Source organism: Halomonas sp. IOP_14 (genome assembly GCF_021021315.1).
In the GTDB taxonomy this organism is placed as follows: Bacteria; Pseudomonadota; Gammaproteobacteria; order Pseudomonadales; family Halomonadaceae; genus Vreelandella; species Vreelandella titanicae.
Map to the genome: position 1 here is coordinate 1 of NZ_JAINWD010000060.1, position 20,867 is coordinate 20,867.

Consider the following 20,867-nt stretch of genomic DNA (forward strand, 5'->3'; position numbering starts at 1 on the left):
CGTGGGTGCGGCTGGCGAACTCAACGGTGAGCGCAAACGTCTCCGACAGCGCTTCGCGGTGGGTAAAGCTCACCACCGCCGTGTCAGAAGCCCCGGGAAGGGTCAGGGTAAACTGAAGGCCGGTGTTATCCGCCATCGCTCCGCTCCTTGGATCATTACCAGTCAATGAGAAACGATCAGGGTAGCGAGCCGGGGCCAGAGAGCAAGGCCTGGAGGACAAGTGACAGGGATCTCTTACACGCTTGTAAGAGATCGCTTACAAAATTTTAAGCCATGGCTTACAAGAAGGAGACTTGTGCACGCTGTGGAAGCGGTAGGCGCTGTGAAAAGGGGCGCGTATTACAGGCTAAACTGAGTGCTGATGTTTATCGGGTGCAGGTGTCGAATTTGGCGGCTTCCCCTTTTTGAGAAGCCGTTTAATATTGGGCTAGGCTTTTTAACCGTTGATCAAGCCAAATCAAACAGCAGCACTTCGCCTGCTTCCTTGCCGGTAAGGTTTATCGCCTCATCCGGTTGGAACGCCGCGGCGTCGCCTGCGCTCAGCGTCTCACCGTTAATCTCCATTTCGCCGTTCACCACATGCAGCCAAGCATAGCGCGAAGGCGGCGCTGTTGCCTGTTCGCCAGCGTTAAACAAACCCGCGTAAAGGTTCACATCCTGGTTGATGCTCACAGACCCGTCGCGGCCTTCTTCAGAAGCCACTAAACGCCATTGCCCTTGACGCTCAGCGCTAGGAAAAGCCTTTTGCTCATAGCTGGGTTTAATGCCGAGCTGCTTGGGTTCAATCCAGATCTGCAGGAAGTGCAGCCCGTTCTCCTTGGAGTGATTAAACTCGCTGTGCAGCACGCCGGTGCCCGCCGACATGCGCTGCACATCGCCCGGGCGCATCACCTCGCCATTGCCCATGTTGTCTTTGTGCTCCATCTCACCTTCAAGCACATAGGAGATGATCTCCATATCCCGGTGAGGATGGGCGCCAAAACCATGGCCGCCCGCTACGCGGTCTTCATTGATCACGCGCAGAGCGCGGAACCCCATATGGTTGCGGTCAACGTAGTTGGCAAAGGAAAAGGTATGGAAAGAACGCAGCCAGCCGTGGTCGGCGTAGCCCCGCTCGTTTGAACGACGAATAATCATGGTGTGCTCCGCAGGTTGCGTGAGATTGAATAATGACAATATACGCCTTACTGACGCTCCGTGGGGTGAAGCTTTCTGCACGTTCCTGTCGAATAAATCGATGTATTAAATGTGATTGCCAGCGCTAAACTTTTGGTTAGCTTTCGAGTAAAATCCTGGCCTCTTCTAACCCGGTCCGCCCTTTGCGAGGGTGACTACCAGGAGTTTTGCATGTCAGTAACTATTCAAACGCCGCCCATTGTGGTCGCAGCGCTGTACAAATTTGTCACCCTGAACGACTTCGAAGCGCTGCGCGAACCGCTGCGCCAAACCATGCTCGATAACGATGTAAAGGGCACGCTGCTGCTCGCTAAAGAGGGCATTAACGGCACGGTGGCGGGCAGCCGCGAAGGTATCGACGCACTGTTGACCTGGCTGACTGCTGACCCACGCTTGGCTGATATTGATCACAAAGAGTCTTTTTGTGACGAAACGCCGTTCTACCGCACCAAGGTCAAACTCAAAAAAGAGATCGTCACCCTCGGCGTGCCGGATATCGACCCTAACGATACCGTGGGCACTTACGTCGAGCCGGAAAACTGGAACGACATTATTGCCGACCCGGAAGTACTGGTGATCGATACCCGCAATGATTACGAAGTGGCGATTGGCAGCTTTGAGCGGGCGATCGATCCTAAAACCACCACATTCCGCGAGTTTCCTGAGTACGTGCGCGAGCACTACGACCCGGAAAAACATAAGAAAGTAGCGATGTTCTGCACCGGTGGCATCCGCTGTGAAAAAGCCTCCAGCTTTATGCTTAAAGAAGGCTTTGAAGAGGTCTACCACTTAAAAGGCGGCGTGCTGAACTACCTGGAAAAAGTCCCGGAAGAGCAGTCGCTGTGGCGCGGTGAGTGCTTTGTGTTCGATAACCGGGTCACGGTGCGCCACGACTTAAGCAAAGGCGAGTTCGAGCAGTGCCACGCTTGCCGCATGCCGATCTCCGCCGAGGATATGCAGTCTTCTGCTTACGAGCCAGGGATTAGCTGCCCCCACTGCATCGACTCGTTGCCGGAGAAGACCCGCGCGGCGGCCCGTGAGCGCCAACGCCAAATCGATTTAGCCAAACAGCGCGGCGAGCCGCACCCCTTAGGCCGTGACACCCGACTAATGAAAAAATGAAGTAGCGCATTTGTAGGTAAGATCTTTAAACAAAAACGTACGTAAAGCTTGTGCGCTAGACTGATGGGCAAAGTGTTACTCAACCTCAGGAGTTCACCATGCCCATCACCACTGATGACCTTTCCACAACGGCCTCCCTCCTACAACGTTTTGACCAGCAAGGCGTCACAACGCTGACGATGAGCGCGCCAGAGCGCTTTAACGCGCTCTCGGAAGCCATGTTGCAAGCGCTTCACGACGCGTTAGCCGAAATTGCCGACGATAGCAGCGTGCGCTGTGTGGTACTTGCCGCCGAAGGCAAAGCCTTCTGCGCCGGGCATGATCTGAAGCAGATGCGTGCCAACCCCGATAAAGCCTACTATCAAGCGCTGTTTGCCCGCTGTAGCGAAGTGATGCAGGCCATTGTGCACTTGCCTGTGCCGGTCATCGCCAAAGTGCAGGGCATAGCCACCGCTGCGGGCTGCCAACTGGTGGCGAGCTGTGATCTGGCGGTGGCGGCGCGCAGCGCACGCTTTGCTGTTTCCGGTATCAATGTTGGCCTGTTTTGTTCTACTCCAGCGGTAGCACTTTCCCGCAACGTTGCGCGTAAACACGCCATGGAGATGCTGCTTACCGGGGAGTTTATAAGCGCGGATCAAGCCGCTGAGTGGGGGTTGATTAACCGCGTGGCAGATGATGATGCGCTGGACGAAGCAACTGAAGCCCTGTCCACCAGTATCTGCGCTAAAAGCGCCGTTGCGGTGCGTACCGGAAAAGCCATGTTTGCCCGTCAGTTGAGCATGCCGCTCGACGAAGCCTACGCCTTTGCCGGGAAAACCATGGCCTGCAATATGTTAGCCGAGGATGTGAGCGAGGGGATTGATGCGTTTATCGCCAAGCGGCCGCCGCACTGGCGGCATCGCTGACGTACCATCGCTGAATGAATGGAATTCGTTTCCGCAAACGCGACAATTGCCATGTTGTCACGTTATCCTGACGCCCTTTGTATTTTAGGGAAGCCGTCGTCAGCAAGGGCGCTTTTAGTAAGTAGTAGGAGCGCTTTTGGGAGCGTCTTTTAGCAGTGCCTATTTGGAGAAAGCCAAGTGAGTGAAGCCAAACGCAGGACGGTCGGTCGTCCGGCGAGTACCGCCAAAGCTAGCGGAGGCCATAGCCAGTCGCTGGTACGTGGCTTAACGCTGTTGGAGTACCTTGCGGCCAGCCCGCTTGGGTTGGCCCTTTCAGAAGTGGCAGAGATGGCCGAATTGGCGCCCTCTACCACCCACCGCTTGCTGCAAGCCTTGCAGAGTCAGGGGTTTGTGACCCAGGAGAACGAGCAAGGCCTATGGCGAATCGATGTCAAAACCTTCCGTATCGGCAATAGCTTTCTTGAAGCCCGCGACGTGGTGGCCACAAGTCGCCCTTTTCTACGCCGTTTAACCGCTGAGACCGGCGAGACCGCTAATTTGGGCATTCGTGATGGGGTCACGGCGGTATTTTTAGCGCAGCATGAATCACCGCAAATGATGCGCATGATCACCCGCCTAGGTTCCCGCGCGCCGCTGCATGCCTCCGGCGTAGGTAAAGCGCTGCTAGCGTGGATGCCCGATGATGAGCGCGCCAAGCTGCTGGATGGCAGCGAATTGGCAAGAGTGACCGTCAATACGCTCTATCAATCCGACACACTTCAAATGGAAACGGAGCAGATTCGCGCCCAAGGCTTTGCCTGTGACCGTGAAGAGCATGCCATTGGCCTGCACTGCGTGGCCGCCTGTGTGTTTGATGAGCACGGCACGCCGTTGGCGGCGATCTCAGTGTCTGGCCCGGTGGCGCGCATCCCGGAAGCTCGCTTACTCACCCTGGGGGCGCTGGTTCGCCAAACGGCCGATGAGATAACCCAGCAGTTGGGTGGGCAGGTGCCCCGTTAACGTCGCTCACTGAGTCTATGCTAAGCCTGTTTTTTGTCGCCCTGGTCAGCGCCACGCTGCTTCCCGGTGGGTCTGAAGTGTGGCTAGCGCGGCTATGGTGTCTCGGTGAGCCGCCTCTGGGGCTGTGGGCGGTGGCCACGGCGGGCAACACTCTTGGCAGCATGATCAACGTGGCGATGGGCCGCTATGCGCGTCAGTTTCAAGATCGCCGCTGGTTTCCGGCCTCGCCACGCAGCTTAGCCCGAGCGGAGCGCTGGTATCATCGCTTTGGCGAGCTAAGCCTGCTGATTTCCTGGGCACCGATTATTGGTGACCCTCTCACTGTACTGGCCGGCGTTTTCCGGCTGCCCTGGTGGCGGGCGCTAGCGTGGATTGTGGTCGCTAAAGGTGTGCGTTACGCGGTGGTGTTACTGCTGGCACAGCAGTGGCTATTACCGCTTTGCCAGTGAAACGCCTTATTAATCAAGTCATGTTAACCTGTACAACTTTTTCACAAGCGGCGCTGGCAGTGTAGAGTGTAAGCAACTTGGGCTGCCTATTATTGGCTTGCGTAAAACTAAGCAGCCGTTAGATTGAACAGAACACTCACCCAAAAGGAGGTTTAGGTGTGAAGCCACTTCGTTTATTACCCTGGCTAGGTGTCTGGCTATTGGCAATGATTGCCTTAATAGCCACGCCAGCAATGGCGCAGAGCGCGCCAAGTGAGTCGGCCAGCGCCGATGGTGCAGCATCCTCTGAAGCAGCAGCGCCTACGTCCTATGAGGCGCTGGCGAACCTGCTAGAGGATGAGCAGTCGCGGCAAGAGTTGATTGAGATGTTGCGCAATCAAGCCTCAGCGCTGCCCAATGGCGTTGCTACCGAACTCTCCCCGGAAGCGGCCGCTCAAGGCAGTGAGATAGCGCCGGAGGATGTCTCTCTGCCGCGCCAACTCGCTGAGCTCACCAGTCGTGTGGTAAGCGATGTGGGGGGCCAGTTCGAGCAAGTGGTAGGCATTGTCGGCGGTCTGTTTTCTGGCCAAGAGGCCGACAGTGTCTTTGATATGGCCGCCTTCACCAGTGCGGCGATTAATCTGGGCATGGTGATTGTCGCCACTTTTGCGCTGTTTATGATTGTTCGACGGTTAGCTAAGCCGCTGTTTACCAAAATCAGCGGTTGGTCGCTGAATGGCAGCAATTTAACCCCCGTTTTACGTTTGGTTTTCTGCGTGGCGATTGCGGCAGTCATCGATGTGCTGCTTGTCGGCTTGGCCTATGTGGGTGGTAATCTGCTGGCCACCTTTGCGATTGGTGAAGCCGGGGAGCTCTCGACCCGTGCCTCGCTGTTTTTAAATGCGTTCTTGATTATTGAACTGCTCAAAGCCGGTGTGCGGATGCTGTTTTCTTCGCGCTACGAAGGGCTGCGGCTACTGCCTATCTCTGCCCAGGAAGCCTCCTACTGGAACCGCTGGTTAGCGCGGCTGATCGGCATGGTCGGTTATGGCCTGATGGTGGTAGTCCCGCTGGTTAACTTCTATGTGGCGGCCTCGCTGGGTCAAGCGGTCGGTACGCTGATTATGCTGTTGGCGTTTATCTATGCGGTGGTTGTGGTGCTAAGAAACCGCGCCCGCCTGCGCGATAACCTGAACGAGATGGCGGCAAAATCAACGCTGACTGCCAGCCGCGTCTCTCTGCAGCTATTTGCACGTACCTGGCACCTGTTCGCGCTGTTCTATTTCTTGATCGTATTTGTGCTGACGTTAACGCGCCCTGGCGATGCGCTGCCGTTTGTAATGTTTGCCACCTTGAAGTCCCTGGCTGCCATTGTTGTGGGGTTATTGGTCTCCTCGCTTCTTACCCAGACCATTGGCCGTCGGATTACCCTGTCGGACGATCTGCGGCGCAAACTACCGCTGCTTGAAAAGCGCTTGAACAGCTACGTACCCAATGCGCTTCGCGTGCTGCGTACGATCATTCTGATTGTGGTCATCATGATGGTGCTGAACGCTTGGGGCGCCTTTGATCTAGCTGCCTGGTATGCCTCTGAAGGTGGCGCCGTGCTGGTCGGTAACCTGACCAGTGTTGCGGTGATTTTGATCGTGGCGCTCGCCGTGTGGCTGGGTCTGGCAAGCCTGATCGAGCATAAGCTCAATCCGGAAACCGGCTACGGTGAGCCCTCGGCGCGGGCAAAAACCCTGCTCAGCCTGTTTCGTAATGCCCTGGCAATCGCTATGGTCACGATTACCGGCATGATCGTGCTGTCGGAAATTGGCATTAATATCGGTCCACTGATTGCCGGTGCCGGTGTGCTTGGTCTAGCGATTGGTTTTGGCGCCCAGAAACTGGTGCAGGACGTTATCACCGGGGTGTTTATCCAGGTTGAAAATGCCATGAACACCGGTGACGTGGTGACAGTAGGCGGCGTGACGGGCACCGCCGAGCGGCTCAGTATCCGCTCTGTAGGGATTCGTGATCTATCCGGTACTTATCACATCGTGCCGTTCTCCAGTGTGGATACCGTATCTAACTACATGCGTGAGTACGGCAACCATGTGGGCGAATACGGCATTGGCTATAACGAGAGCATTGACGAAGCCATTGAGCAGCTCAAACTGGCCTTTGAGGATCTCAAAGCCAGCGAAGAGCACGGCAACAAGCTGCTGGCTGATCTCACCGTTGCGGGGGTTACTGCCCTGGCAGATAGCTCTGTAAACATCCGTGTGGTCATTAAAACCACGCCGGGTGATCAGTGGGCCGTGGGTCGTGCCTACAATCGCCTGGTTAAACTGCGCTTTGATGAGGCGGGTATCGAAATACCCTTCCCGCACACCACGCTTTACTTTGGCGATAACAAAAACGGCAACCCACCGCCTGCCCATGTGCGGGTATTGGAGTCGACCGCTAAAGAGAAAAAGGTGGAGGAGTCAGCGGTGGCTACACCGGCTGCTAAGAGCGACACCCAGCAGGACGTGCAGAAGATTAGCGAACCTGACCATCTAAAGCCCGACCACGACGATGTTGATGAAATCTAAGATGTTGATGAAACCTAAACGGTGCTCATCTTAGCATTCAGCGGGGCCGCCTTCGGGCGGCCCCGCTGCGTTTGGAGCAGAAGAAATTTTAAAGCCAAGTTCTTAAGTAAAGTTCTTTAAGCCGAGTAATTTTCCGAGTGACGCCCCTCTAGGTTGATTGACTCTCCGCCATCGACAAACAGAATCTGCCCCGCTACAAAGGGGTTGTCCAACAAGTAGTGCAGAGCTTGTACAAGGTGGTCGGGGTGCCCCTGGCGCTTGAGCGGAATGCCTTCAATACGCCACTCAATATAGGCGCTAGTGCGCTGGGAAGCGGGCAGTACCACGCCAGGGGCGATGCCGTTAATGCGAATGCGCGGTGCGAACTCCAGTGCCGCCATACGAGTCATCTCCGCTAGGCTCTTTTTCGATAGCAAATAGGCTGCATAGGGATACTGGTGATAGGCCACCTTATTATCGATGATATTGATCACCTGGCCCTCTTGAACGGTTTCGGCAAAGTAACGGGTGAGCAGTAGCGGGGTAAACATATTGACCCTGAACTGTGTCTCCAGCATCGCCAGCTCGGTCGTCGAGATCGGCGCTGGTTCATAGGCAGAGGCGCTGTTCAGCAGCAAATTAAGCCCTGGGAAGCGCTGCTTGGCCGACTGGAGTAAGTCGTTTAAGTCTTCGTTTAAAAAATCGCAGGAAAATATTTCGCACTCCCGCCCTTTAGCGCGGATACCGCTGGCGACCTCTTCGGCCTCTTTGCGGGAGCGATTAACGTGTAGAGCAATATCAAAACCGGCATCAGCCAACGCTTCGGAGAAGAATCGGCCCAAGCGGGTAGCACCGCCGGTTACCAGAGCAGCCTGATGATGCATAAAGCGTTCCCTACTGTTTTATTGGTATAGGAAGACTTTCTGCGTGAGTGTAGCGTTTGTCAATAACTTATACACAGCTTGCACGTGGCACGTGCTTAGAGGTATTGATAGATGAGTCCTGCTTACAGGGCCATTCAAGAAGACGTCACTTTTAACAGGATGTCGCTATGCCACCAACGACGTTGTTTACCAAACAATCTGAAGCGCTGCATGAGTGCTTGATCTCTTTAGGTTCTAACATCGACCCAGACCACTATGTGGCTCAGGCGGTCGATATCATTAACCGTGAGTGCGATCTGTTGGCCCGTTCCAAAACGATTCGCACCCAGCCGGTGGGGTACCAGCAGCAACCCGACTTCCTAAACGCCGCGCTATTGGTGAGCACACCGCTTGAGCGTGAAGCGTTTCGTGCTTATCTCAAAGGGGTGGAAGATCGTTTGGGCCGTGTTCGGGGAGCGATTAAATCGGGGCCACGTACCATGGATCTAGACATTGTGGCTTGGGATGGAGAGGTGGTCGATGACGGTTACTACCTGCACGACTACGTGAAAAAGCCCGTCGATGAAGTGCTGGCGAGTAGTGGCCGCAGCCTTGAGCCTCAAAAGTGTTCATGATTTTTGCGTTTAGGCCGATAGTAACGCCATAGCCTCTAGATTTTGGGGGGCTACCCTTTTGCCCGAGGTGTGCGTTGTTCAGCCTAAATACCAATTTGATGTCGCTTATCGTGCAGAATAATCTGCGCGGCAGTCAGCAGGCCATGCAGACCGCAATGCAGCGCCTCTCTTCTGGGCTGCGCATCAATAGTGCCAAGGATGACCCTGCCGGCCAGGCGATTGCCAACCGTATGACGGCGCAAATCAAAGGTATGACCCAGGCGATCCGCAACACCAATGATGGCATATCAATGGTGCAGACGGCGGAAGGCTCGCTTAATCAGATTAACGACAACCTACAGCGCATCCGTGAGCTGAGTGTACAAGCAGCTAACGGTACCAACTCTTCCGACGATCTTGTTTCTATCCAAGACGAAATTGATCAACGTTTAGAAGAGATTGAGCGGATCGCCGGGCAGAGTAATTTCAATGGCAGTAGATTGATTGACGAGTCAAAATCGCTAAATATCCAGGTCGGTGCTAACGATGGCAATATCATCACAGTGCGTTTTGAAGGGATGAGCTTGCAGGCGCTGGGGCTGGAGGGCTTTAGCGTTTTGGAAGGAAGCGCGACAGAGAGCCCGCTGGCGGCCATGGATGACGCTATCAAGCGCGTAGATCGTCAGCGCAGCTATATGGGGGCCGTGCAGAATCGCTTTGAAAGCGTGATTGATGGGCTTAATACCAACATTATCAACACTTCCGCTGCCCAGTCGCGTATTCAGGATGCCGATTACGCTCAGGAAGTCTCCAACCTTGTGCGCGCCCAGATCCTGCAGCAGGCAGGCATTGCTATGTTGGTTCAGGCCAACCAGCAGCCGCAGATGATTTTGCGCCTGCTGGAAGGGCTATAAGGTAAGCACTGTAGCGCAGCTCTCTTAATCAATAATGCCCTGTTCCCGTGCCATGGCGTAGGCCGCTTTAGGGCCATCCCACAGTGAGGGCAATAAAATGAACGATACTGGGATGGCGGTTATCACAATAAATTGTTGAAGGGCCGAAATTTGACCAGCTCCCATATATAACAGCACCGCCGCCATAACCGCCATGGCGATCCCCCAGAAGGCGCGTATATAAGGGCTTGGATCGTCGTGGCCTGCGCCAACAACCGCAATCGCGTAGCTCACCGAGTCACCGGTGGTGGCCACAAAATGGTGGTTAACAACAAAATCGCAAAGACCACCCAGGTTCCGCTTGGGCCACAGTTAACGTCGCGACGTCAAACTGAAAGTTATTGAACGCCTACGTTTCAGTCGTTTTAGGCTCTACCGTTTACTTGAGGTACTCAAGCAGCAGGGGGGCGAACCAAGCAACAAGTCGATCACCGATTTTAAAAGCCATAGATTAGGCGATAAATTAATTTTCGCAACCTCAATTGTTTTTACCTCCGACGAAATTTTTTTGAATAGTCCCCATGCCCAGTAGCCGCTAGGTTCTAGTGAACGGATGGTTAACTGAATCAATTCTCCAAAAGCTGTATTGAGAAAGGGGACTGGGTAATGGGTGAAAGTAAGATACGGGTGGGTGTCGATATCGGAGGGACGTTTACGGATGTCGCCCTTGAGAAAGGAGAAGAGATATTTTCCGCTAAAGTACTGACCAACTATACGCAGCCTGAACAGGCGATTATCGATGGCATTAAAAAAGCCGCTGAGGTAGCTGATGTCTCCTTCTCACACATCGACACCGTGATTCATGGCACTACCCTGGCGACTAATTCGCTAATTGAGCGGCGCGGTGCGCATACGGCGTTTATTACCACGGAAGGGTTTCGCGACGTCATTGAAATGCGTACCGAAAGCCGCTTCGAACAATATGATCTGAATATTGCACTGCCAGCACCACTCATCCCGCGCCATGATCGGTATGTGATAGGCGGCAGGATCGCCGCCAATGGTGAGGAACTGATGCCTATCAACCACGATATGCTTCAGGAAGTCATCGAAAAAATTCGGCAAGAAGGCTATGAAAGCATTGCCGTCGGGCTGATGCATAGTTATCGAAACCCTGCTCACGAGCGCCAGGTAAAAAAAGCCATTGAAGAAAACTTGCGTGGGGTTTCAGTTTCGATATCAAGTGATGTATCGCCACAGATTCGGGAGTACGAGCGTTTCAATACCGTCTGTGCCAATGCCTATGTAAAACCCCTGATGTCCTCCTATCTGGAGCGGCTGGAGGAGCGCCTAAAGGCGTGTGGCATCACATGCCCTGTGTACCTCATGCACTCGGGTGGGGGGTTGATTTCCCTTGATACAGCTGCCGAATTTCCGGTCAGACTCCTTGAGTCTGGACCTGCGGGAGGGACCATTTATGCCTCCTATATTGCTGAAAAACACGACCTGAAACGCGTTGTTTCCTTTGATATGGGCGGCACAACAGCCAAGGTTTGCTTGATTAATGGCATGAAGCCCAAGACCTCGCGAACCTTTGAGGTGGCGAGATCGTATCGCTTCAAGAAAGGCAGCGGTATGCCCATCTCCATTCCCGTCATTGAAATGGTGGAGATCGGCGCCGGTGGTGGGTCAATCGCTTCTGTGGATGACCTTAAACAGATTCGTGTTGGGCCTGAAAGTGCCGGATCCGAACCCGGACCAGCCTGCTACGGCCTTGGCGGAGAGCATCCTACCGTCACCGATGCCGATCTCTTGCTGGGCAAACTTGATCCCCAGGGATTTGCCGGTGGCAGCATGAACCTTGATATCGAAGCTGCCCATGCCGCCATTGAAAGGAAGATCAGTTCCCAGCTGGGCGGTGCTGCGGCAGACGCGGCCTACGCAATCAGCGAAGTGGTGAATGAGAACATGGCCAATGCCGCTCGCATGCATGCGGTGGAAAGCGGCTGTGAACTGGATACTTACACCATGATCGCATTTGGTGGCGCCGCACCAGCACATGCCGCCCGTCTCTGCCAAAAGCTTGGCGTCGACAGCCTGCTGATTCCCCCCGGTGCAGGCGTCGGATCGGCCATCGGCTTCCTCAAGGCACCGTTCAGCTACGAATCCCTACGCAGCAGCGTCATGCGGCTCGCAAGCTTTGATCGTGAAAAGGCCAACGCGCTGATCAAGGACATGCGGCAAGAAGTGGAATCGTTCGTCGGCGATGCCGGAGGAGACAAGGCGTATGTCTATGAACTGAAAGCCTATATGCGCTACGCGGGTCAGGGCTGGGAAATTCCCATTGAGGTGGACGAGCTAAGTCTACCCGAGGGCTGTGAGGCTCGGCTCAAGCAGGATTTCATCGCAGCCTATACCCGACTATTCAGCCATGCCGTCGATGGCCTGGATGCAGAAGTAGTCAGCTGGTCACTTAATGTACGTTCTCACCTGCCACCGGCGACACAGCCTTCTGCATCTGATGCCGTGACCATGCGACAGGATCCGACTCCCCATACGACCCGGCAGATTGTCGATGCATCGCGAAACCGACCGCTCTCCTATCTGGTGTATGAGCGAGATGACCTGCCGTTGGGTGCCCAGTGCGAAGGCCCTTTGGTGGTCGTGGAGACCGAAACAACAACGATCGTGCCACCGGGTTACCGGATGCAGGTAGAGGGGGATGGCTGTTTGTTCATCGAAAAAAACAGGGTGGAGAAAAACTGATGAGTGTCGAATTGGACGTTTCCAAGCAAATCATGTGGAACCGCCTGATCTCGGTGGTGGAAGAGCAAGCTGTCACTTTGATTAAGACCGCTTTCTGCACCAGCGTTCGCGAGGCTGGCGATCTCTCGGCGGGGGTTTATGACAAACGCGGACGGTTGATGGCGCAAGCGGTGACGGGTACCCCTGGGCACGTCAATACCATGGCCGAGTCGGTGTTTCATTTCATTGACCATTTCGGCTATCACGACATGAAACCGGGCGATGTCTTCGTCACCAATGACCCCTGGAAAGCGACGGGGCACCTGCATGACATCACGGTGATTACCCCGGTGTTTAATCGGGATGAATTAGTGGGATTCTTCGGCTCCACTGCCCATGTGGTGGATATTGGAGGGAGGGGGTTCGGCCCTGATGGGCGCTCGCTCTACGAGGAAGGGCTACTGATCCCCCTAACCAAGCTCTTTTATGAGGGCATGGTCAATAAGGACTTAATCAATATCCTCGCCAATAACGTGCGTGAGAAGGATCAGGTGGTGGGAGACTTCTACTCCCTGGCCGCCTGCAACGACACTGGTAGAAAGCGTCTACTTGAGATGATGGCTGAGTTTGAGCTGGACGATATTGAAGGCATTGCCGACTTCATTTTCCACCACAGCGAAGCGACGACGATTGAGAAAATCAACCAGCTACCCAAGGGTACCTATGACTACAGCATGGCAACCGATGGGTATGACGAACCGCTCACGCTAAACGTCGCGCTGACTATTGATGATAGCGAGATTCTGATGGACTTTGCCGGCTCTTCACCGCAGAGCTCGTTCGGTATCAATGTCCCGCTGGTCTACAGCAAGGCCTATGGCTGCTATGGGCTGAAATGCGCCATCGCCCCACAGGTACCTAATAACTGGGCATCACTGAAGCCCTTCAAGGCAGCGGCGCCAGACAACTGCATTCTTAACGCCAAGCGCCCGGCACCGGTGGCGGTTCGACACGCCATCGGGCACTTGGTGCCTGATCTGGTGCTGGGGGCTCTCAAAAAAGCTGTACCCGATGTGGCTCCTGCCGAGGGCGCCAGTGCGTTGTGGAACTTGCATGTCAGTCTGCACAAACAGGGGTTACACGAGGCGGAAACATCGGAGGTGCTGCTGTTCAACAGTGGTGGTACCGGTGCGCGCCCTGGCTCGGATGGGCTTAACGCGACAGCATTCCCCAGCGGCGTTCACACCATGCCGGTGGAGGTTACCGAGAGCGTAGGCCCCATCATCATTTGGCGTAAAGAGCTGAGACCAGATTCCGGAGGCGCTGGCAAACACCGGGGCGGCCTGGGACAGGTCATCGAATTCGGTGCTAAGGAGGGCTATGCCTTCAGTTTCAACGCCATGTTCGAACGGGTGAGGCACCCAGCCATGGGGCATGCCGGCGGGCTCCCTGGGGCGTGCGGCAATGTGTACTTGAAGTCTGGAAAACCACTCAAATCAAAAGGGCTGCAGTTTATAGCACCCGGCGAGATTGTCGTCCTCGAATTACCCGGTGGGGGAGGATACGGCAGTTTTACCGAACGCAGCAAGGATGCGGTACGCGCGGATATCGAGGATGGATACGTCACTCAGCAGGCTGCGGATGAACTTTATCTGAAGCCTTCCTGATCACAACCCCAAGTTGGAGAATTGACGATGAATTACAAGAACACCTACCTGGTACCTGTCATTGCAGCGGTGGGAATGATCTACATTCCCTCGCTACAGGCCAATACTAGCTGGATGATGGCGACTGGTTACCCTGACAACAGCTTCTTCACACAAAATTTGCGTGAATTTGTCGAGGAAGTAGAAGAAAAGAGCGACGGACGTATCACGATTGATATGCGCAGCAACGGCACCCTGGTGAGCCATGACGAGATCAAGCGCTCCGTGCAGCGCGGCGTTGTCCAGCTCGGTGAGATCCGTCTGGGGGCGTACAGTAACGAACACCCGGTGTTTCGTATCGATAGCCTGCCCGGTCTGGCCACTACCTATGAAGAGGGCTATCGACTAAATGAGCTTCTGCAGCCTTACTATGAAGAGGTGATGGCCGAACAGGGTATCTTGCCGCTGGCCTATGTCTCCTGGCCAGGCCAAGGCTTCTTTGCCGATAAGCCAATCGAGTCGACGGACGATACCGACGGCATGTCCATACGGATTTACTCTCAACCGACCCAGCAAATGGCACAAGAGCTGGGCTTCAATGCCACGATTCTGCCGTTCTCAGAGGTGCCCCAGGCGTTCTCGACCAATATGATCGACTCCTTGTTCACTAGTGCCCAGACCGGGATCGATGTCCAAGTATGGGACTACGCAGATTACTTCACTTATACCGGCACAATGCACAACATCAACGCCCTTATCATCAATCCTTCTGCATTCGACACACTAGATGACGAGCTGCAGCAAGTGGTGCGTGACGCTGCCCGTAACGCCCATGAGCGCGGCTGGGAAATGAGCCAAGCACGCTCTACCGAAAACCAGGGCGTACTTGAAGAGCATGGTGTCACGGTAACTCAGGCCACGGATGAGCTGCAGGCCGCGATCAATGACGTTGGTGAAACGATACTTGCCAAGTGGCGAGAGGATGCCAGCGACGAAGCTAATCAGATCGTTGATGCCTACGTCGAGTGGCGCGATAGCGCTGAATAAGGGGAACGCATTATGAGAATGTTCCTTGAGGGCTTATACCGATTATCAGGCGGCTTGGCGGCTTTCTTTCTCGCCGCCATCGGCCTATCGGTTGTCGCTCAAGTAGTCGGCAGGCAGTTGGGGTACACCGTGGATGCAACCGGGTTCGCCGGTTTCTGCCTGGCGGCCTCGACTTTCCTGGGGCTCGGCTACTCGATGCGGCACGGTGCCCATGTTCGTGTCACGCTGGTGATCGATTCTCTGCCACCGAAGCTGAAGCGCCTATTTGAAGCATGGGTGTGTCTGTGTTCCTTCGTCATTCTTTTCTGGCTCACCTGGAAGGCCGTCATATTCACCTGGCAGGGATATGTCTTCGGTGAGGTGAGTCCCGGATTGATGGCCATTCCCCTGTGGGTACCCCAGACGGGCATGGTGATTGGGCTTGCGGTTATGACACTCGCCGTACTCGATGACCTAATCGGTGTGCTGATGAAACGCGATGTTTCTTACCTTTCCGCTCACACATCGTAATGCATGCTTTTAGGTTGAGGTGACCATGGATTCTACACTGCTAGCACTAGGCTTTGTTCTGGTGGCGCTCATCAGCTTACTGGCGTCGGGCATATGGGTCGCCGTGAGCTTATTGGGTATTGGTATTGGGGCGTTAGCAATGTTTACCCCCGTACCTCTGGGAGATCTAGTCATCGGCAAGGTATGGGAGTCTAGCGGAGCCTGGCCGATGACAGCACTGCCGCTATTCATCTGGATGGGTGAGATACTATTTCGCACCAAGCTCTCCCGACAGATGTTCAAGGGGCTTGCCCCCTGGGTAGGGTGGCTGCCCGGTAGGCTCTTGCATGTCAATGTGTTGGGCTGTGGCATCATGGCGGCGGTAGCAGGCTCTTCGGCGGTTACCGCTGCCACCGTAGGCCGCATGAGCATGGCAGAGTTGAAAGAACGCAAGTACAACGATCGCCTAATGATCGGCACCCTGGCCGGTTCGGCGACATTGGGATTGCTGATCCCTCCGTCCATTGTACTAATCGTCTATGGGGTAGTGGCCCAGCAGTCCGTGGCTAGGCTATTCATGGCGGGGATACTGCCGGGGTTGATGCTGGTTTTGCTATTCATGGCATATATCGCCATCTGGGCACTATTCAACCCGGATAAAATGCCGCCACGTGAGCCACAAATGAGCCTGGTACAGCGGCTAAGCGCATCCCTTAGGCTTTTGCCTATCATGCTCCTGATCGTTGCTGTTATTGGTTCCATTTACGCAGGTATTGCCACACCGACGGAGTCGGCTACCTTTGGCGTGATCGGCGCGCTAATGATCGCCTATTTTACGGGTTCACTCAGTAAACAGACCTTTGTGGAAAGCTTGCTTGGGGCAACACGGATTGCCTGTATGATCGCCTTCATTGTGGCCGCCGCCGCAGTGCTTTCATCGGCGTTTTCCTTTATAGGGATTCCTCTCTACCTGGCTCAGATGGTGAATGCTCTGGAGCTTTCTCCTTACATGTTGATATTCGTGTTGACGATATTCTTCATTGTGCTGGGTTGTTTTCTGGAGGGTATCTCGATACTGGTGATAAGTAGCGCCGTGGTCTTGCCGATGCTGCAGTCGGCTGGCATTGACCTGCTATGGTTTGGGATCTATGCGGTGGTGATAATCGAAATGGCACAGATCACGCCACCCGTGGGATTCAATCTTTTTGTATTGCAGTCCATTACGGGAAGGAATATCTGGCAGGTCACGCTTGCCGCGCTGCCGTTCTTTCTTATCCTCTGCTTAGCCGCGTTAATATTGGTCATATTCCCAGGCATTGTTACTTGGCTGCCGAGTGTAATGTAGTTTTGCTACGCCGTTATTAACGTAAATTTACTTTAGCCCACTGTGTGAAGTGCTTCATCAGTGGGCTCTCGTCTTTATTGAGCTGTCGCATGAGGTAGAATTTTGGTATTTTGTGATCGGGAAGTTCGTCGAGAAGATCAATACCCAGAGGGGCTATCAACGCCCCTGTTGCAATCGCTTCAACAGCCTCAGGCTTAGAGACTAGGCCCACTCCCATGCTGGAAAGTGTCGCTTTGAGAATGGCTTCGTTGTCATGTAGATAAAGAAACTCTTCGCTCATCATGTCCTGCTTGGTTCCCAATATACCGAAAATATCGATCCAGAGAGAATTGTGAACCCAAGGAGAAATCAGACGATGCGCCATCAAATCTTGGCTACTTTTTAATGGCCGCTTCTCAAGTAGCTCAGGTGTTGCTGTGATGACCTTAAAGTCGTTCATCAAAGGTTCGGCCTGAAAGCCGCTCCATTGTCCATAGCCCCACTGTATGGCGATATCGATGTCCTTGGTGTTGAAGTTGGTGTTCTCGGCGCCAATGGATATGCGCAAATCGATATGGGGGTGTTGTTCGGTGAACTCGTGAAGCCGGGGAATCAATATATTGTTGGCGTAATAGGGCGATACATGCAGATAGAGTTTGCTGCTATTTGTATCTAGAGCATTCATCCCTTCCTCTAAAATGTCGAGGCTGTGCGTAATATAGCCAAGCAGTTCCAGGGCCTTGGTGGTTGGTTCCAGGCGGTTGCCATTGAGGATAAATAGCTCGCAGCCAAGCAGTTCTTCCAGCGTTTTTATCTGATACCTGACCGCTTGGGGTGTTAAAAATACTTCGTCAGCGGCGTCTTTCACCGACCTTCTTTTCATAATGGTTTCAAATGCGCGTAGCGCATTGGTGGAGGGCATTCGCTTTCTCATCCCTATCCTCGCATTAATTATCATTTGCTGACTTTGAGCGTACTAGAGCAAGGCGTTGGGTATTATTGTTGGTAGGTTTAACACTACAGACATTCGTCTCTTATGCAAGCTCTACCGCAATGTGGTTTCAAGGGTCGCTTTAGGCTTTTGAAAAGTCGGCGAGCGAAGGTCAGACAAGGCAAAAATCGGCGAAAAGACGGAGTTTACATCGTGTAAATGAGTACTTTGATCGGACTCGCGCATGAGCCGATTTTTAACGCCTTATGGTCGAGCGCAGTCAGTTTTCAAACAGAGCTAGTAAGGGATGCTAAACGATTAGCGGCACTATCATTCAGGGCTGCGATGGTACCTTAAGCCACGCGAGTTCACTCGCAACTATCAGCTTCCAGGGAGAGAATTAGAAATGCAATTAAACGTAGTAATGTGCTCTACAAAACGCCGTACTTTAGCAAGCTCTCCTAAATGTTCGGGATAGACAAGATAGTAAGCACTTTCGCTAAGTAATCTATATGGCCAAGCCAGCTTTAGTCGGCCATCGTCTAGCTCTTCATCTACGGTAAAGTGAGGAACTAACGCAACACCTCCCCCTGCCATTGCTGTTCGCACAAGCATAGGAAAGGTCTCGAAGCGAGTCCCATGATAGCTGCGGTCAGTGATAATCTCTTGGTTTGCAAACCAATGGTGCCAGGCATCAGGGCGGGTCGAAAGGTGGAGTAGAGGTAATCGAGTTAAATCGTCAACCTTGTAAATGGGGTGTTGAGCCAGTAATTCTGGAGAAGCAACCGCAACCATGTCCTCATCAATAAGCTTATGACAAGCAAGGCTTGGCCAGCTGCCATGCCCATAAAACAGTGCAATATCGATATCTTGCTGCTCAAGATCGAAATCTTTAACCCGATCATGAAATTCCAAGCTAATACCTGGATTAGCGGCCAGAAAGGCTGGCAACTTATTGGCCAACCAACGGCTACCGAAGCTAGGTAATGTCGCGACTTTAAGAACCTCGCTATTACCGCTGTAGGTCATTATCGCTTGCGTCGACATTTCAATTTGAGTGAGTACTTTACGAACGTCACTTAAATAAATGGCACCTTCTGGGGTTAGCAGCAGGCTACGTCGAACGCGTCGAAATAGCTTGTGTTGCAAGGTGGTTTCGAGGTGCGCGACTTGTTTGCTGACAGCACTCTGCGTGAGGTTTAGCTCGTCTGCTGCACGAGTAAAGCTCATATGACGTGCTGCCGCTTCGAAGCACTGCATAGCCACAGTAGAAGGAAGGTTGCGTGATGCCAAGCCAGGCACTCCTCATAGCCTGAAAGTCCCTAGGAAAGCTAGGTTTTTTATAGTGGTTCATGCAGCGAGTGACGCTGCTTACTGATACTTGTCAGGTCGGCGCGATTGAAGCCACTCCACAGCCGTCATGTCCAATAACCCCAGGTCGCTCGTTAACAGTTTGGAACCCACCGTGGCAGGCCCAAACTACGAACATTACCAGATGCTCACAAAAGAGTGAATCGCGTTAAGTTTATTAAGAAAGTGCATTCTATATCCCCGTAGTGCTGTTTGTTGCGCAGTAAACCCAAGAATGACTGAGGTTATGTATTCCAATTTGGCATGCATTGAGCGTTTTTTTTCGTTTGTGAACTGTTGCGTGAATTTGCTTTGATACTGTCATTCATACGAAATGACAGGAGACGTCACGGCAATGGATCTTCCTCATGTAAGTGCCGCGCTGGGTGTCATACACCCGATTTGTATTGCTCGTGGGCGTAATGCTGAAGTTTGGGATGAAGCCGACCAGCGTTATATCGATTTTATCGGTGGCATTGGTGTGCTGAACCTTGGCCATAGCCATCCAGCGGTTGTCGAAGCCGTTAAAGCCCAAGTCGAGACCTTAATGCACTCTGCGTTTAATGCCCTGCCGCATCGTGGCTATTTAGCGGTGGTAGAGGCGCTGAATCAATTCGTGCCGGTGTCGTATCCGTTGTCGTGCATGCTGACGAATAGTGGCGCGGAGGCTACCGAAAATGCGCTTAAAGTTGCCCGCGGCGTAACGGGGCGGCAAGCGGTTATTGCTTTTGACGATGCTTTCCATGGCCGGACGCTGGCAGCGTTAAACCTAAACGGCAAAGTTAAACCTTACAAATCGGGATTAGGAGCCTTGCCGGGGCCGGTTTATCACCTGCCTTTTCCTAGCCGGGATAGCGGTGTGACGGCTGAGCAGGCGCTTGATGCGCTGGAGAGGCTGTTTGAAGTTGAAATACCCGCCGATGAAGTAGCCAGCATTATCGTTGAGCCTATTCAGGGCGAAGGTGGCTTTCGTTTACTCTGCCCGCAGTTTGCCAAAGCGCTGCGAGTAGTTTGCGATAAACACAATATTTTATTGATTTGTGACGAAATTCAGTCTGGCTTTGGGCGAACTGGCCAGCGATTTGGCTTTACCCATTTGGGCATCGAACCGGATCTTTTACTCATGGGGAAGAGCATGGCTGCAGGCCTGCCGCTGGCCGCATTAGTAGGCCGGGGCGAATTAATGGATGCGTTGCCCAAAGGTGCCTTGGGTGGCACTTACTCGGGTAATGCGGTGGCATGCGCGGCTGCTCTGGCAGTGATGGATGTCATGCAGGAAGAATCGCTAACCGTATGGTCAAATGCGCAAGAAGCGGCGATTGTTAGTGCTTACCAGCGTTGGAAAGCAAGCGAGTGTTTCCCCATGCTGGGGGCTATGACAGGCATTGGCGCTATGCGCGGCATCGTCTTTGAAGATACTGAGAACGCGACGGGTGCGGAGCACTTGGCCAACCTGCTGGTAGCAGGCCGTGATGCTGGAGTTTTATTAATGCCCAGTGGTCGTAAACGTAATGTTTTGCGTTTATTACCGCCGTTGACCACCGAACCAGACATCATGGCAGAAGGGCTAGGGCTCATAGAGCAGGCGCTGGAGACGCTCAAGGCATGATCGCAATGGTCGGCGAGGTGGCAGTGCGCAGTGGGTATGTGGCGTTTCTAGACGCCTTGCGCGCCCACGGCTTTGAAGGCGAAATCGCTCCCGATTACGCCAACCGTACGGTGCTGGCGACGGATAACTCGATTTATCAGCGCCTGCCCCAGGCGGCGGTCTACCCCA

General features: G+C 53.7%; 17 protein-coding genes and 1 pseudogene. 13 read left to right on the forward strand and 5 right to left on the reverse strand.

All coding sequences use genetic code 11. From position 1 onward, the window contains the following. Positions 1 to 447: 447 nt before the first annotated feature. Entirely contained in the window at positions 448 to 1,137 is a 690-nt protein-coding gene (locus K7H09_RS23115; RefSeq protein WP_022521326.1) for a pirin family protein, read from the reverse strand. Between the two features lie 210 nt (positions 1,138 to 1,347). Here K7H09_RS23115 and trhO point away from each other — a divergent pair, with 210 nt between their 5' ends. From trhO to ybiO, 5 genes are all read left to right on the forward strand, one after another. Beyond that, on the forward strand, positions 1,348 to 2,298 hold the full coding sequence (gene trhO / locus K7H09_RS23120; RefSeq protein ID WP_027957917.1) for an oxygen-dependent tRNA uridine(34) hydroxylase TrhO: 951 nt from the start codon (positions 1,348 to 1,350) through the stop codon (positions 2,296 to 2,298). A gap of 98 nt (positions 2,299 to 2,396) precedes the next feature. Next, positions 2,397 to 3,203 carry an enoyl-CoA hydratase gene (locus K7H09_RS23125; protein ID WP_230806177.1) on the forward strand — a complete coding sequence of 269 codons (807 nt, stop codon included), beginning with the start codon at positions 2,397 to 2,399 and terminating at the stop codon, positions 3,201 to 3,203. Between the two features lie 177 nt (positions 3,204 to 3,380). Further along, on the forward strand, positions 3,381 to 4,202 hold the full coding sequence (locus K7H09_RS23130; RefSeq protein WP_230806179.1) for an IclR family transcriptional regulator: 822 nt from the start codon (positions 3,381 to 3,383) through the stop codon (positions 4,200 to 4,202). Between the two features lie 17 nt (positions 4,203 to 4,219). Then, positions 4,220 to 4,651, forward strand: coding sequence for a YqaA family protein (locus K7H09_RS23135; RefSeq protein ID WP_027957914.1), 432 nt, complete (start codon positions 4,220 to 4,222; stop codon positions 4,649 to 4,651). Between the two features lie 158 nt (positions 4,652 to 4,809). Further along, positions 4,810 to 7,209, forward strand: a complete 2,400-nt coding sequence (ybiO, locus tag K7H09_RS23140; protein ID WP_230806181.1) for a mechanosensitive channel protein — start codon at positions 4,810 to 4,812, stop codon at positions 7,207 to 7,209. Between the two features lie 116 nt (positions 7,210 to 7,325). Here the strand turns inward: ybiO and K7H09_RS23145 are convergent, their stop codons facing one another. Beyond that, positions 7,326 to 8,072, reverse strand: coding sequence for an SDR family NAD(P)-dependent oxidoreductase (locus tag K7H09_RS23145; protein WP_027957912.1), 747 nt, complete (start codon positions 8,070 to 8,072; stop codon positions 7,326 to 7,328). Positions 8,073 to 8,239: 167 nt separating this feature from the next. Between K7H09_RS23145 and folK the strand changes: the two genes are divergently transcribed. Together folK and K7H09_RS23155 are read left to right on the forward strand one after the other, a co-directional pair. Then, entirely contained in the window at positions 8,240 to 8,686 is a 447-nt protein-coding gene (gene folK / locus K7H09_RS23150; RefSeq protein WP_052475467.1) for a 2-amino-4-hydroxy-6-hydroxymethyldihydropteridine diphosphokinase, read from the forward strand. Positions 8,687 to 8,760: 74 nt separating this feature from the next. Next, complete coding sequence (locus K7H09_RS23155) at positions 8,761 to 9,579, forward strand: flagellin N-terminal helical domain-containing protein (RefSeq protein ID WP_141440383.1); 819 nt, start codon at positions 8,761 to 8,763, stop codon at positions 9,577 to 9,579. A gap of 24 nt (positions 9,580 to 9,603) precedes the next feature. Here the strand turns inward: K7H09_RS23155 and K7H09_RS23160 are convergent. Further along, positions 9,604 to 9,967 (reverse strand): annotated as a pseudogene (locus K7H09_RS23160) (BCCT family transporter); the annotation flags it as partial. A gap of 257 nt (positions 9,968 to 10,224) precedes the next feature. Between K7H09_RS23160 and K7H09_RS23165 the strand changes: the two are divergent. The 5 genes from K7H09_RS23165 to K7H09_RS23185 are packed head-to-tail and all read left to right on the forward strand — an operon-like array spanning position 10,225 to position 16,830. Continuing rightward, positions 10,225 to 12,324 carry a hydantoinase/oxoprolinase family protein gene (locus K7H09_RS23165; protein WP_141440384.1) on the forward strand — a complete coding sequence of 700 codons (2,100 nt, stop codon included), beginning with the start codon at positions 10,225 to 10,227 and terminating at the stop codon, positions 12,322 to 12,324. Continuing rightward, complete coding sequence (locus tag K7H09_RS23170) at positions 12,324 to 13,970, forward strand: hydantoinase B/oxoprolinase family protein (RefSeq protein WP_141440385.1); 1,647 nt, start codon at positions 12,324 to 12,326, stop codon at positions 13,968 to 13,970. Before K7H09_RS23165 ends, K7H09_RS23170 begins: the two co-directional genes overlap by 1 nt. A gap of 27 nt (positions 13,971 to 13,997) precedes the next feature. Then, positions 13,998 to 14,996 (forward strand): TRAP transporter substrate-binding protein, encoded by a 999-nt coding sequence (locus tag K7H09_RS23175; protein ID WP_141440386.1) that lies wholly within the window; start codon positions 13,998 to 14,000, stop codon positions 14,994 to 14,996. Between the two features lie 12 nt (positions 14,997 to 15,008). Then, positions 15,009 to 15,506 (forward strand): TRAP transporter small permease, encoded by a 498-nt coding sequence (locus K7H09_RS23180; protein WP_141440387.1) that lies wholly within the window; start codon positions 15,009 to 15,011, stop codon positions 15,504 to 15,506. Positions 15,507 to 15,531: 25 nt separating this feature from the next. Continuing rightward, positions 15,532 to 16,830: a TRAP transporter large permease gene (locus tag K7H09_RS23185; protein WP_141440388.1), complete on the forward strand. Its 1,299-nt coding sequence runs from the start codon at positions 15,532 to 15,534 to the stop codon at positions 16,828 to 16,830. A 16-nt stretch (positions 16,831 to 16,846) separates the two neighbouring features. Here the strand turns inward: K7H09_RS23185 and K7H09_RS23190 are convergent, their stop codons facing one another. Together K7H09_RS23190 and K7H09_RS23195 are read right to left on the reverse strand one after the other, a co-directional pair. After that, positions 16,847 to 17,731, reverse strand: a complete 885-nt coding sequence (locus K7H09_RS23190) for a LysR substrate-binding domain-containing protein (RefSeq protein WP_161575225.1) — start codon at positions 17,729 to 17,731, stop codon at positions 16,847 to 16,849. A gap of 390 nt (positions 17,732 to 18,121) precedes the next feature. After that, positions 18,122 to 19,033 (reverse strand): LysR substrate-binding domain-containing protein, encoded by a 912-nt coding sequence (locus tag K7H09_RS23195; protein WP_141440390.1) that lies wholly within the window; start codon positions 19,031 to 19,033, stop codon positions 18,122 to 18,124. Between the two features lie 412 nt (positions 19,034 to 19,445). Between K7H09_RS23195 and K7H09_RS23200 the strand changes: the two genes are divergently transcribed. Then, positions 19,446 to 20,699: a 2-aminoadipate transaminase gene (locus K7H09_RS23200; protein ID WP_141440391.1), complete on the forward strand. Its 1,254-nt coding sequence runs from the start codon at positions 19,446 to 19,448 to the stop codon at positions 20,697 to 20,699. The last annotated feature ends 168 nt before the right edge of the window (positions 20,700 to 20,867 follow it).

Bases quoted from the DNA above. Each gene is read 5' to 3' on its own strand.
- K7H09_RS23115 (WP_022521326.1), bottom strand. From the start codon at position 1,137: ATGATTATTCGTCGTTCAAACGAGCGGGGCTACGCCGACCACGGCTGG.
- trhO (WP_027957917.1), top strand. From the start codon at position 1,348: ATGTCAGTAACTATTCAAACGCCGCCCATTGTGGTCGCAGCGCTGTAC.
- K7H09_RS23125 (WP_230806177.1), top strand. From the start codon at position 2,397: ATGCCCATCACCACTGATGACCTTTCCACAACGGCCTCCCTCCTACAA.
- K7H09_RS23135 (WP_027957914.1), top strand. From the start codon at position 4,220: ATGCTAAGCCTGTTTTTTGTCGCCCTGGTCAGCGCCACGCTGCTTCCC.
- K7H09_RS23145 (WP_027957912.1), bottom strand. From the start codon at position 8,072: ATGCATCATCAGGCTGCTCTGGTAACCGGCGGTGCTACCCGCTTGGGC.
- folK (WP_052475467.1), top strand. From the start codon at position 8,240: ATGCCACCAACGACGTTGTTTACCAAACAATCTGAAGCGCTGCATGAG.
- K7H09_RS23165 (WP_141440384.1), top strand. From the start codon at position 10,225: ATGGGTGAAAGTAAGATACGGGTGGGTGTCGATATCGGAGGGACGTTT.
- K7H09_RS23170 (WP_141440385.1), top strand. From the start codon at position 12,324: ATGAGTGTCGAATTGGACGTTTCCAAGCAAATCATGTGGAACCGCCTG.
- K7H09_RS23175 (WP_141440386.1), top strand. From the start codon at position 13,998: ATGAATTACAAGAACACCTACCTGGTACCTGTCATTGCAGCGGTGGGA.
- K7H09_RS23180 (WP_141440387.1), top strand. From the start codon at position 15,009: ATGAGAATGTTCCTTGAGGGCTTATACCGATTATCAGGCGGCTTGGCG.
- K7H09_RS23185 (WP_141440388.1), top strand. From the start codon at position 15,532: ATGGATTCTACACTGCTAGCACTAGGCTTTGTTCTGGTGGCGCTCATC.
- K7H09_RS23190 (WP_161575225.1), bottom strand. From the start codon at position 17,731: ATGCCCTCCACCAATGCGCTACGCGCATTTGAAACCATTATGAAAAGA.
- K7H09_RS23200 (WP_141440391.1), top strand. From the start codon at position 19,446: ATGGATCTTCCTCATGTAAGTGCCGCGCTGGGTGTCATACACCCGATT.